The organism is Ottowia sp. (assembly GCF_035444425.1).
Taxonomy (GTDB): Bacteria; Pseudomonadota; Gammaproteobacteria; order Burkholderiales; family Burkholderiaceae_C; genus Ottowia.
Map to the genome: position 1 here is coordinate 17,375 of NZ_DAOMOQ010000033.1, position 12,170 is coordinate 29,544.

Genomic DNA, 12,170 nt, shown 5'->3' on the forward strand with positions numbered 1-12,170 from the left:
AGGGAAAACTCAGCGCTCGGTGAAGCGCGGATCCAGTTCCTCTTGCGGCGCCGCCGCCTCCTGTTCGGCGCGCACGTGCCGGTAGATTGCCTGCACCAGCAGCTCGCAACCCTCGCGCGTCAGTGCCGAGATCTCGAACACCGGTCCTTTCCAGCGCAAGCGCCGCACGAAGTCCTTGACGCGCGCCTCGCGCTGCTCGGCCGGCACCATGTCCAGCTTGTTCAGCACCAGCCAGCGCGGTTTCTCGTACAAGGCCTTGTCGTACTTCTTCAGCTCGGCCACGATGGCGCGCGCCTGCGCGACCGGATCGACCCCCTCGTCGAACGGCGCGATGTCGACGATGTGCAGCAGCAGGCGCGTGCGCTGCAGGTGGCGCAGGAACTGGTGGCCCAGGCCGGCGCCCTCGCTGGCGCCCTCGATCAGGCCCGGGATGTCGGCCACCACGAAGCTCTGCTCCGGCCCCACGCGCACCACGCCCAGGTTGGGATGCAGGGTGGTGAAAGGGTAGTCGGCGATCTTCGGCCGCGCGTTGCTGACGGCGGCGATGAAGGTCGACTTGCCGGCGTTCGGCATGCCCAGCAGGCCGACGTCGGCCAGCACCTTGAGCTCGAGCTTCAGGCTCTTCTTCTCGCCCGGCCAGCCCGGCGTCTTCTGCCGCGGCGCGCGGTTGATCGAGCTCTTGAAACGCAGGTTGCCGAAGCCGCCATCGCCGCCCTTGGCGATCATGACCTGCTCGCCCGGCGTCATGAGCTCGCACAGCACCTCGCCGGTTTCGGCGTCGCTCAGGACGGTGCCGACCGGCATCTTCAGCGTGATGTCGTCACCGGCGGCGCCGAAGCGATCCGACCCCATGCCGTGCTGGCCGCGCCTGGCCTCGTGCCGGCGCGCGTAGCGGTAGTCGATCAAGGTGTTGAGGTTGCTGTCGGCCACGGCGAACACGTGGCCACCACGGCCGCCATCGCCACCGTCCGGCCCGCCGAACTCCTTGTATTTCTCGTGCCGGAACGAGGCGCAGCCGTTGCCGCCATCGCCGGCGGCGATGTCGATGTAGGCTTCGTCGACGAACTTCATGATCGCTCAAGTGTAGGGGCTGCCGGTGCCGGTCGGGCTGCGCGCTGCCACGATGCCTGCGCCCTGAAACGGCGAAGCCCCGCGCGGGCGGGGCTTCGGTCAGCCGGGCTGTGTCGCGCGCGGGCCGATCAGGCCGCGGCCGGCGTGACCTCGACCGTGTGCTTGCTCAGCGCACCCTTGGTGGTGAACGAGACCTGCCCGTCGACCAGCGCAAACAGGGTGTGGTCGCGGCCGATGCCGACGTTGGTGCCGGCATGGAACTTGGTGCCGCGCTGGCGCACGATGATGGAGCCGGCGCTGACGGTCTGGCCGCCGAACGCCTTCACGCCCAGCATCTTGGGCTTGGAGTCGCGGCCGTTGCGTGTGGAGCCGCCGCCTTTCTTCTGTGCCATGGTGTGTTACTCCTTGGACTGGCCGGCGCCGTTGATGGCGCCGATCTCGAGCTCGGTATAGCCTTGGCGATGGCCCTGGCTCTTCTGATAGTGCTTGCGACGGCGCAGCTTGAAGATGCGCACCTTGTCGTGCTTGCCATGGGCGAGCACCTTGGCCACCACCGTGGCGCCGGACACCAGGGGCGCGCCTACCGCCAGGTCGCTGCCGTTGCCGACAGCCAGCACCTGGTCGAAGGTGATTTCCTGGCCAACGTCCGCAGCAATCTGTTCTACCTTAATCTTTTCGCCGCTGGCAACGCGATACTGCTTGCCACCGGTTTTTATGACCGCGTACATGTGAAACCTCTTCTGGAGTGAAAAGCTTCCTCCGGACGGATTTCCGAAGGAACCGCGCATTGTAGCAATGTCGAGGCAAACCGGCAAATACGGGTGACCGGCGCGGCCGGCAGGACGCCGGCAAACCTATAATGCCCGGCCATGTGGCCGCTCGCCTGCCGCCTCTGGAACCCCTCTTGATTCGCCGCTGCGGCCGCCCACCTTGACCTCCTCGCCTGCCTCCACCAACCACGCACTCAGCCTGGTCGCCGCCGACATGCGCGAGGTGGACGCCATCATCGCGCGCCGCCTCGACTCGGGCGTGCCGCTGGTCGGCGAAGTGGCGCGCTACATCATCTCCGCCGGCGGCAAGCGGCTGCGCCCGGTGCTGCTGCTGCTGACCTGCGGCGCACTGGGCTGCAGCAGCACGCACCGCTTCAATCTGGCGGCGGTGGTCGAGTTCATCCACACCGCCACCCTGCTGCACGACGACGTGGTCGACGACTCGATGCTGCGGCGCGGCCGCGCCACCGCCAACGAGGTGTTCGGCAACCCGGCCAGCGTGCTGGTGGGTGACTTCCTGTACTCGCGCGCGTTCCAGATGATGGTCGAGACCGGCAACATGCGCGTGATGCAGATCCTGGCCGACGCCACCAACGTGATCGCCGAGGGCGAGGTGCTGCAGCTGATGAACATGCACGACGCCTCGCTCGACGAGGCGGCGTACCTGCGCGTGATCCGCTCCAAGACCGCCAAGCTGTTCGAGGCCAGCAGCCGGCTGGCGGCGGTGCTGGCCGGTGCATCACCCGACCTCGAGGACGCCTGTGCCGAGTACGGCCTGTCGCTGGGCACGGCGTTCCAGGTCATCGACGACGTGCTCGACTACGACGGCGACACGGTCGAGATGGGCAAGAACCTCGGTGACGACCTGCGCGAAGGCAAGGCCACGTTGCCACTGATCCTGGCGATGCAGGCCGCGACACCGGCCGAGTCGGCCACCATCCGGCAGGCGATCGAAACCGGCAGCACCAGCGAGTTGGGCCGCATCGCCGAAATCGTGCGCCACTGCGGGGCGCTGGCGCGCGCGCGCGCTGCGGCCGCGGCCCAGGCTCAGCGTGCGATCGACGCAACTGCGGCACTGCCGGCGAACCAGTACACCAACAGTTTGCTAGAATTGGCGGCTCAGCTTTTGCAGCGGCGCTCCTAGAACACTGGGCAGCCGTTCGCACCATCGGGGTGTAGCTTAGCCTGGTAGAGCGCTACGTTCGGGACGTAGAGGCCGGAGGTTCGAATCCTCTCACCCCGACCACTGGATCATACAAAGGCCGCTAACAACATACAGTTAGCGGCCTTTTTCATTGGTAAATCAGGCACTTAGCGTCCAAGGACTGTCAAAGGCGTACAATCACAGCCAAAGGCAAACCGGGGAAAAAACCGGGGCAAAAATCGACCCCCGGAAAACCGACCGGGGAACGACTTTCAAGTCACCCCGGTTCGCCGATTCTGAGCCGCCATGCTGACCGACGCCGCCTGTAGAAACGCCGCCTGCCCGCCCGACAAGAAACGGGCGCGGTTCACCGACTCCGGCGGCCTGTATCTGGAAGTCAGTCCCGCAGGCTCCAAACGCTGGTTCTGGAAGACCTACAGCGACGGCAAGGAAGGCCGGATGTCGCTGGGCAGCTACCCCGTGGTCAGCCTGAACGCCGCCCGTCGTGCCCGAGACGCCGCGAAGCTGCAAAAGGCTGAGGGCATCAACCCGGTGCAGGCGCGCAAGGCCGCCAAGCTGCGCGCCATCGCGGACCGTGGCGACACGTTCAAGACGGTCGGGACGGAGTGGTTTGCAGTCAAGTCGCCCGAGTGGGGTGAGCACCACCGCAAGCGCGAGCTACGCAACCTGCTAAAAGACCTGTTCCCGTTGCTGGGCGACCGCCCGATGAAGGACATCGACGCGCCCGAGCTGTTGGCCGTCGTCAAGCGCGTGGAGAAGCGCGGTTCGCTCAACATGGCGCACCGCGTACTGTCGACCGCTCAGGCTGTATGTCGTCACGCTGTCGCCACCGGCCGGGCGCCTGCGAATGTTGCCCGCGACTTGGTAGACGCCCTCCCCGTCTGGACCGGCAAGCACCATGCCGCGATCACCGACCCGGACAAGCTGGGACCGCTGCTACGGGCGATTAGGGGCTATCAGGGCGGCATCGTGGTGCGCGCGGCGCTCCAACTCTATCCCTACCTGTTCCAACGCCCTACGGAGCTTCGCGCGGCATCATGGGACGAATTTGACCTTGACGATGCCTTGTGGACCATCCCCGCCAAGAGGATGAAGCGCACCAAGGCCGGCAAGGAAAACGGACCACCGCACTACGTACCGTTGTCGACTCAGGTGGTGGCGATCCTGCGCGAGCTGCACGACTACACGGGGCCGGATGGGCTGGTGTTCCCCGGCATGCGGGGCAAGGGTCGTCCTATCAGCGACAACACCATCCGGGCGGCCCTGCAAACCCTAGGCTACAGCGGCGACGTGCAGACGGTGCACGGATTCCGCGCCACGGCCTTGACCGTGATGTCAGAGCGCTTGGAGAAAGACCCCGCCATCGTTGACGCCCAGTTGGCCCATTCGGTCAAGGACGCGAACGGCCGCGCCTACAACCGGACCACGTACCTACGGCAGCGCGCAGAGATGATGCAGGACTGGGCGGACTACTTGGACAAGCTGGCGGCCGGGGTCGACGTGCTGCCGCTGCATCGGGCAGCATGAACAAGCCTGATCCTGCCGAATCTCAGGTTTTATGAGGATGGCATCACCGTAGATTGGCCTTGGGTTTCCCGTGCCAACCATGCAACGCTCCCCATTGTCAGAGGCGTTCAACGCCGTGCAACGGAGGGTATTCATGTCGATTCTTCGCATCCAAGAGGTCAAGGCGACCACCGGCCACAAGTCACACGTCAGCGTCTACGACGCCATCAAGGACGGGCTATTCACTGAGCCCGTGAAGATCGGGGCAAGGTCTTCCGGATGGCCAGATTACGAAGTCGAAGCCATCAACGCGGCACGCATCGCCGGCAAGACCGAGGATGAAATTCGCGTCTTGGTGCGCCGCCTTCACGCCAAGCGTGCGGAACGCTTCGCCGCAGTGGAGCAGGCGATCAGCCTGGTCGACGCCCACCAATCGACCTAGGCCACCCCATGGCCACGATTCACCCCGGCCACCTGGCCGGCACACGTCAGCGCTGGCGCAGGAGTGCCTCGCTCTTTTTCAAAGGAGCGGGCCCATGCCCAAAAGACGAACCCCGGACGGTTGGCAGCCGGCCGGGGCCCAAGGGAATACACAGCACACGCAGGATAGGACGGTTGGCACCGGCAAGGCAATCCGGCCGAGCTACCTCGACAGCCTGGCTCAGGGGGCGTGCACCTGCCGCACCACCATGCCTGCCGCGTACTGCCCGACCTGCACCTGGCACGCCGGCTACGCCTTCACCGCATTGATCCGCCCGATTGCCTGGCGCGCGTGGGGGTCGGCATGAGCTTCGATCGCAACCTGTTGCCCGAGCCCATCGGGTTCTACGAGAACGATGGGCTGGTGCTGACCGGCCGCGGCAAGTGGCGCACGACATCCTGCGTGTTCCATGGCGGGTCGGACTCGATGCGCATCAACACCACGACCGGCGCCTGGCGCTGCATGGCCTGCGACGAGAAGGGCGGCGACGTTCTGGCCTATCGCATGGCTGTCACCGGCGAGGATTTCGTGACCGCAGCTAGGGCGCTGGACGCCTGGGTCAATGACGGCCGCCCTGCGCTCTACCGGCCCACCACGCTGTCACCACGCGATGCGCTGGCACTGCTGGCGCAAGAAGCAAACCTTGTCGCTGTCACTGCGGCCAACATCGCCAACGGCGTGCCGGTCACGCGCTCCGACCTTGACCGAACGCTCACGTCTGCCGGCCGCATCAACCTGGTCGTCAGGGAGTACGCCCTATGACGGTCGCCACCAAGAAGCACATGGAGCGCATCGAGCGCACCGCCGACGCGGCCATCGAGAAGCTGAGCGTCATCCAGGCCAACAACGAACCGCCGCCGTTCTACCCAGACGGCACACCACCGGAACAGCAGACGGCGCCTGTGCGCCGCCTGACGGTCAGCTTCGCCGATGAGCTGGGCAGTGAGTTCGACCCGCCAGACGAACTGATTGAAGGGCTCTTGGAGATCGGATGCCTGTCGGTGTTGTACGGCGACAGTAACAGCGGCAAGACCTTCGCAGCTATATCGATGGCGTGCGCAGTGGCGTCCGGGACCGATTGGCTGGGAACCAAGCGCACGGAACGCAGCGCCGTGGTCTACCTTGCCACCGAAGGTCCGCGCAGCGTCGAGCGCCGGTTGCAGGCGCACCAAAACCACTTTGGCGTCTTGGTGCCCGACTTTGCGATCGTGCGCGACCCGATCAACCTGTTTCGTGACGACTCGGATGTGACGGCGGTTGCAAGCTTCGTGCGCGAGTTCGAGGCTGAGCGCGGCGTGAAGGTGGGGCTGATCGTGTGCGACACGTTGGCACGCATGAGCGTCGGCGCGAAGGAAAACACCGACGACATGGGTGTCGTGATGCAGCGGCTCGACCGCTTGAAGGACGAATGCGGTTCACACGTACTGGTTATCCATCACAGCGGCAAGAACGCTGCGAACGGTGCGCGGGGCTGGAGCGGCATCCGGGCGGCCATCGACACCGAGATCGAGGTGACCGATGAAGCCGGCACGCGCTGCATGGAGGTGACCAAGCAACGCGAGCTGTCTGGCAAAGGCGAGCGGATTGGCTTCCGGCTGGACTCCGTGCTACTCGGCCAGACGAAATGGGGGTCGCCGGCGACCAGTTGCGTGGTCGTGAGCGCTGACGCTCCAGTCAAGGCGCAGCGCGGAAAACGTGTCTCCGAAGCAGGCGGCGCGATCGTGGAATTCCTGAGAAATCAGCCCGCCGGCCTGCGCCAGAGCGATGTTGCAGATCACTTCCGCAACACCTACGACAAGAGCACGATATCAAGGCAACTAAGAGCGCTAGTCGAATCGGGCGCAGTCGTTACGGCTGCTGGATTGTTTGCTATCAATTCAGGGTTGCGCAATGTTGCAAAAGAGTAATCCACAACTGTCTGCAACCGAACCCAAATCGTTGCGTTGCGTTGCACCACCCTATAGGGGTGCAACACGCAACAGTTCGCGCAACAACACCGATGCATTGATGGCATCCGCCATGCGCGCCTGCGACCACTGGGGCGACAGCCCAGCCTCCCGCGACGACATGCGCCGCCAGATCGCCGAAGTCCCGCCGCACCTGCGCGCCGAGCTGCTGGCGCACTTCCGTACCCACTATCCCGAACCGGAGGCCAACCCATGGCAATGATGTCCCGCCGCAAAGGCAAGACCGGCGAGCGCGAGATCGCCAACCTGCTGGCCGACCTGACCGGCTGCGACGTGCGCCGCCGGGTGCGCCAGCATGACGGTGACAGTGACCTGGAAGGGTTGACCGGCTGGTGCGTGGAGTGCAAGCGCCACGCCAAGGCATCGCGTGCCGACATCGCCGCCTGGTGGCGCCAGGCCGTGGCGCAGGCCGAAGCGACCGGCGCACTGCCGGTGCTGTTCTTCCGCGTGGATCGTGCCGACTGGCGCGCCGTGTGGCCGCTGGCCGTCAACCTGACCGAGCAGCGCGCGGCGATGTGGACCGGCTACGAATGGACGGCCGAGGGCAGCATCGAAGCCTGGTGCGCCGTCTACCGCGAAGTTGATGCCAGGGTAGCCCTGAGCGCCGAAAAGCCCGCCACGGCCCGAATTCACCCCTTGCCGGCGATTCCCGCCTGCGACCCTGTAACCGAAGGAGCACACCCATGATCGACGCATTGATCGCCGGCAAGCTGGTCGGCGCACCCCAGCAGCGCACCGGCGCCAGCGGAAAGCCATTCGTGACAGCGCGGGTACGCGTGCCCACGCGCGACAGTGATGCCATGTTCGCGTCGGTGATCGCGTTCAGCAACACGGTCCAGTCGGCATTGATGGCGCTGGGCGACGGCGACAGCGTGGCCCTGTCCGGCGAGCTGACGCCCAAGACCTGGACCGACCGCCAGGGCGCCACGCATCCAGCGCTCGACGTGGTGGCCCATGCGGTGCTGTCCGCGTACCACGTCACCCGCCGGCGCGAGGCGGTCAAGCCCCGCAAGACCGAGAGCGCACCGGCTGGCCAGTTCGACATCGAGGGTGAATTTTGATCTTCGACCCGTTGTTCCAGCGCCAGCTCACCAGCAGCGCAAAGCCAGCGCCGACGCAAGCGGTCAAACGCACGCCGCCGGCCAACCCGCGTCCGCCCGGACACATCGATGCAGGCGGCGCCACGGCGCAGCTTCTGGCCGTGCTGGCCGAACAGCCGCAGCGCTTTTTGTCCTACCGGGACATCTACACCCGCTTGCGTGAGCCCAAGTCCTTGAACTGGTCACTGCGCTATTGCAGGCATCAGGGCTGGGTCGAAGTGACGGAAGACCAGCGCAATACCATGTACCGTCGCTATCGAATTACGAGCATCGGCATGCGGCTGTTCCGGGGCTGAACGCAGCATGAAAAGTGAACCTTCACGCCTCTGCTCACCGTTTTGGCAGCATCGACACTCCTTCTGTAACAAAGCGTTTTAAAAGCGTTACTATGCGCTTGGAGAAGGACTTGCGATCAATCATCCAGGGAGGCGATGTGTTCTGTACTCAGTGTGGGACCAGGACTAGCGATCAGGCAGCCTATTGCCAACAATGTGGCGCCAAGCTTGTGACGCCAGCCCTAGTGGCTGCATCTGACGCCGAAGCAGTGGCGTATGCGTCCGCCAGGGCGGCGCCCGCTTCGGTCGCGTTCGGGAGCCTCGATCGCAATCCAACCGACGGGCTGAGCAAGGAGCGCTTCTGGGGTGCCGCCATCGGACCGCGCGCCAACTTCTATCTGCCGCGTTTCAAGCGACTGAGTCAAGGCGAGTCAGGAGGATGGAACTGGCCGGCGAGCCTGGTCACGTTCTACTGGCTGCTCCACCGCAAGTTGTACGGCAAAGCTGTGCTGTACCTGGTCGGCAGCCACATCTTCCTTGGTCTGCTGGCCATGCTTCCAATTGTTCTAGCCAAAGCCCTAGGGCAATCACAGTCGGCTGCCGTGGAGTCGAGTGTTGCAGGAATCATCCTAGGCTGGATATTCCTGTATGTGGTTCCGGGATTCAAGGGCAATGCTTGGGTCTTTGGCCGTAGCAACAGGCTCATCGCGAAGGTCAATGCGGGAGGAGGTTCCGACGAGACGCGGTTGGCAGAGGTTGCCCGCCGTGGCGGCGCCAGCAAAGTGGCAGCCGTAGTCGTGGCGATCTTCATAGGAATCTCGGTGATCGGCACTCTGGCTGCGGTCACCGTGCCAGCCTATCAGGATTACACCGTCAGAGCGCGAGTCGCGACTGCGATCGCATCGGCTCGGGTGGCGACTGATAGGTTCGGTCAGATTTATGCTGCGACAGGGGAGATTCCTCATGCCAACGCTATTTCCCCGGCTGAAACGCGACCGGTTGAAGTCATCGACGTGGAGGTGAGCCACAACGGATTCATTCGGTACACGCTGGGGAGTCCTCCTGTTGATGGGAAGCGCTTCTTGATGGTGCCCCAGGTTTCTCAACAAGGCGCAATTACCGGCTGGACTTGCTACAACGTCGATGTTCCGATGGGTCTGATGCCGCAAGCGTGCCAAGAACAGTTGCCGCAGTGACTGGTTGCCAATTGACGGATCAACTACCGGCCATCGCTTATCGCGACACCACTCCACTGATCTACTGCATCGTTATGCTTCCCGAATGATCCAGGAAAACAAGAAAGCCCTCTGGGCCGCCGCCGACAAACTGCGCGCCAACGTCGACGCCGCCGAGTACAAGCACCTGGTGCTCGGTCTGATCTTCCTCAAATACATCAGCAACACGTTCACTGCCCACCGCGAGGAGGTCGAATCCCGACTGCGCGATCCCGACCACGAGTATTACTACGGCGACGCCGCCGACGAAGACATCGCGGCTGAACTGGAACAGCGCGACTACTACACCGAGGCCAACATCTTCTGGGTGCCCGAAGGCGCCCGCTGGGAAACCCTGCGCAGCCAGGCCCGCCGGGCCGACATCGGCCGCCGCATTGACGATGCCCTCTCCCTCGTCGAAGCCGACAACCCGCGCCTAAAAGGCATTCTTGACAAGCGCTTCGCCCGCGCCCAGCTACCGGACGGCAAGCTGGGCGAGCTGGTCGATCTGGTGTCCACCATCGGCTTTGGCGACGATCCGGCCGCCGCGCGTGACGTGCTCGGTCAGGTCTACGAATACTTCCTTGGCATGTTCGCCAGCGCCGAGGGCAAGCGGGGCGGTCAGTTCTACACACCCGCCCATGTGGTCAAGACCCTGGTCGGCGTGCTCGACATGCACGAAGGCAAGGTCTACGACCCCTGCTGCGGGTCGGGCGGCATGTTCGTGCAGTCCGAGCGCTTCGTCGAAGCGCACGGCGGGCGGCGCGGCGATGTTTCCATCTACGGGCAGGAGGCCAACCCCACCACCTGGCGCTTGGCGGCCATGAACCTGGCCATCCGCGGCATCGACTTCAACCTCGGCAGGGAGCCAGCCGACACCTTCACCCGTAACCAGCACCCGGACCTGCGGGCCGACTTCATCCTGGCCAACCCGCCGTTCAACGTCAGCGACTGGTGGCATCCGAGCCTGGACGGCGATGCCCGATGGAAGTACGGCACGCCGCCGGCCGGCAATGCCAACACGGCCTGGTTGCAGCACATCATCCATCACCTCAAGCCCAACGGCCGTGCCGGCGTGGTGCTGGCCAACGGCTCCATGAGCTCCAGCCAGAACAACGAAGGCACGATCCGCGCCGCCATGGTCGACGCCGACGTGGTCGAGGTCATGGTGGCGCTGCCCGGCCAGTTGTTCCTCAACACCCAGATTCCGGCCTGCCTGTGGTTCCTGGCCAAGGCCAAGAAGCGCAAGGGCGAGGTGCTGTTCATTGACGCGCGCAAGCTGGGCCAGATGATCAGCCGGGTGCAGCGCGAGTTGACGGATGCCGACATTGCCCGCATCGCCAACACGGTGGCTGCTTGGCGTGGCGTACCGCTGCCGTTCACCGAAGCTGGCGAGGCAGTCACGGAAGGCGAGCAGAAGAAAGCCGACTACGCCGACGTACCAGGCTTCTGCCGGTCGGTGACGCTGGCTGAGATTGCCGAGCATGGGCATGTGCTGACGCCAGGTCGGTACGTTGGCGCCGAAGACGTAGACGATGACGACGAGGCGTTCGACGAGAAGATGCGCCACCTTACCGAGAAGCTGGGCGAACAGTTGGCAAAGGGGGCGGAGCTGGATACGCTGATTCGACAGAAGCTCGGGGGGTTAGGGTATGAGCTCTGACTTGCAGAAACTTCCTGCACACTGGTCGTACGTAGAGCTTCAATCCCTATGCACGCCTGACTCAATTTCCTACGGAATTGTTCAGCCCGGGCAGGCAGTTCAGTCCGGCGTCCCCGTCATCCGAGTGAACAACTTTCGCGAATCGTTTCTCAGTCTGGATGATGTTCTTCGTGTTGCCCCTGATATCGAGAGGAAGCACGCGCGCACGCGACTGTTCGGCGGTGAGGTGCTGCTAACCATCGTTGGCTCAGTAGGTCAAGTAGCCGTGGTTCCGGCCAAGTTGGCTGGCTACAACGTCGCGCGAGCTGTAGCCGTGATGCGGCCGCTGCCGAAGATTGAACCGCGATGGATAGCTCTTTGCCTACGATCACCGCAGTCCGCGCGGTTGCTGGGCAGTAAGGCCAACACTACCGTCCAAACCACCATCAATCTCAAGGATCTGCGCCTGCTGCCGATCCCGATGCCTCCTGCTCGCGAACGACTAGCCATTACGGACTTGTTGAGCCAACTCGACGACCGCATCACCCTCCTACGCGAAACCAACACCACCCTCGAAGCCATCGCCCAAGCGCTGTTCAAGTCCTGGTTTGTGGATTTCGACCCCGTGAGGGCCAAGATGGAAGGCCGGGAGCCCGATGGCATGGACGAGGCTACGGCGGCGTTGTTTCCGGATCGGCTCGAAGAATCGGCACTAGGTCCGATTCCGCTTGGATGGCAGGTCGGGAAGTTAAGCGATCTGATAGTGCTCCAGCGTGGATTTGATCTTCCTACCCAGAACCGTCTTAGCGGTGCTTTTCCAATCATCGCTGCAAGCGGGTTCAGCGGAAAACATGCGCAAGCTATGGTTAAGGGCCCTGGCGTGATCACCGGTCGATCGGGCGTGCTCGGCAAGGTTTTTCTTGAGTTATTGATCAGTCAGGCAAATGCCTAACATACGCTCATGCTGCCGCATAGCGGA

At 64.0% G+C, this 12,170-nt stretch carries 15 protein-coding genes and 1 tRNA gene; 13 read left to right on the forward strand and 3 right to left on the reverse strand.

The genetic code is table 11. The features are described from left to right. Positions 1-9 precede the first annotated feature (9 nt). The 3 genes from cgtA to rplU all read right to left on the reverse strand — a co-directional run bounded on the left by cgtA (position 10) and on the right by rplU (position 1,799). Positions 10-1,071, reverse strand: a complete 1,062-nt coding sequence (cgtA, locus tag PK606_RS12360) for an Obg family GTPase CgtA (protein WP_324564408.1) — start codon at positions 1,069-1,071, stop codon at positions 10-12. A 128-nt stretch (positions 1,072-1,199) separates the two neighbouring features. Beyond that, entirely contained in the window at positions 1,200-1,463 is a 264-nt protein-coding gene (rpmA, locus tag PK606_RS12365; RefSeq protein WP_324564411.1) for a 50S ribosomal protein L27, read from the reverse strand. 6 nt (positions 1,464-1,469) lie between these two features. Then, positions 1,470-1,799 (reverse strand): 50S ribosomal protein L21, encoded by a 330-nt coding sequence (gene rplU, locus PK606_RS12370; RefSeq protein ID WP_324564413.1) that lies wholly within the window; start codon positions 1,797-1,799, stop codon positions 1,470-1,472. 256 nt (positions 1,800-2,055) lie between these two features. Between rplU and PK606_RS12375 the strand changes: the two genes are divergently transcribed. From PK606_RS12375 to PK606_RS12435, 13 genes are all read left to right on the forward strand, one after another. After that, on the forward strand, positions 2,056-2,985 hold the full coding sequence (locus tag PK606_RS12375; protein ID WP_324564437.1) for a polyprenyl synthetase family protein: 930 nt from the start codon (positions 2,056-2,058) through the stop codon (positions 2,983-2,985). A 25-nt stretch (positions 2,986-3,010) separates the two neighbouring features. Then, positions 3,011-3,087 (forward strand) — tRNA-Pro (locus tag PK606_RS12380). Between the two features lie 204 nt (positions 3,088-3,291). Next, positions 3,292-4,533 carry a tyrosine-type recombinase/integrase gene (locus PK606_RS12385; RefSeq protein ID WP_324564415.1) on the forward strand — a complete coding sequence of 414 codons (1,242 nt, stop codon included), beginning with the start codon at positions 3,292-3,294 and terminating at the stop codon, positions 4,531-4,533. A gap of 133 nt (positions 4,534-4,666) precedes the next feature. Continuing rightward, a complete protein-coding gene (locus PK606_RS12390) occupies positions 4,667-4,954 on the forward strand; it encodes a helix-turn-helix transcriptional regulator (protein ID WP_324564418.1) in 288 nt (95 codons plus the stop codon). A 228-nt stretch (positions 4,955-5,182) separates the two neighbouring features. Further along, the gene (locus PK606_RS12395; RefSeq protein ID WP_324564420.1) at positions 5,183-5,755 is read left to right on the forward strand and encodes a CHC2 zinc finger domain-containing protein; all 573 of its coding nucleotides are present in this window, start codon (positions 5,183-5,185) and stop codon (positions 5,753-5,755) included. After that, a complete protein-coding gene (locus tag PK606_RS12400) occupies positions 5,752-6,900 on the forward strand; it encodes a helicase RepA family protein (RefSeq protein WP_324564422.1) in 1,149 nt (382 codons plus the stop codon). Before PK606_RS12395 ends, PK606_RS12400 begins: the two co-directional genes overlap by 4 nt. A 100-nt stretch (positions 6,901-7,000) precedes the next feature. Continuing rightward, entirely contained in the window at positions 7,001-7,162 is a 162-nt protein-coding gene (locus tag PK606_RS12405) for a hypothetical protein (RefSeq protein ID WP_324564424.1), read from the forward strand. Next, on the forward strand, positions 7,153-7,647 hold the full coding sequence (locus PK606_RS12410; RefSeq protein ID WP_324564426.1) for a putative PDDEXK endonuclease: 495 nt from the start codon (positions 7,153-7,155) through the stop codon (positions 7,645-7,647). Before PK606_RS12405 ends, PK606_RS12410 begins: the two co-directional genes overlap by 10 nt. Next, on the forward strand, positions 7,644-8,021 hold the full coding sequence (locus tag PK606_RS12415; protein ID WP_324564428.1) for a single-stranded DNA-binding protein: 378 nt from the start codon (positions 7,644-7,646) through the stop codon (positions 8,019-8,021). Before PK606_RS12410 ends, PK606_RS12415 begins: the two co-directional genes overlap by 4 nt. Continuing rightward, positions 8,018-8,356, forward strand: coding sequence for a hypothetical protein (locus tag PK606_RS12420; protein WP_324564431.1), 339 nt, complete (start codon positions 8,018-8,020; stop codon positions 8,354-8,356). Before PK606_RS12415 ends, PK606_RS12420 begins: the two co-directional genes overlap by 4 nt. A 14-nt stretch (positions 8,357-8,370) precedes the next feature. Then, entirely contained in the window at positions 8,371-9,531 is a 1,161-nt protein-coding gene (locus PK606_RS12425; RefSeq protein ID WP_324564434.1) for a pilin, read from the forward strand. Between the two features lie 85 nt (positions 9,532-9,616). Further along, positions 9,617-11,212 carry a class I SAM-dependent DNA methyltransferase gene (locus PK606_RS12430; protein WP_324564439.1) on the forward strand — a complete coding sequence of 532 codons (1,596 nt, stop codon included), beginning with the start codon at positions 9,617-9,619 and terminating at the stop codon, positions 11,210-11,212. 1 nt (position 11,213) lies between these two features. Continuing rightward, positions 11,214-12,143, forward strand: a complete 930-nt coding sequence (locus tag PK606_RS12435; RefSeq protein WP_502920838.1) for a restriction endonuclease subunit S — start codon at positions 11,214-11,216, stop codon at positions 12,141-12,143. The last annotated feature ends 27 nt before the right edge of the window (positions 12,144-12,170 follow it).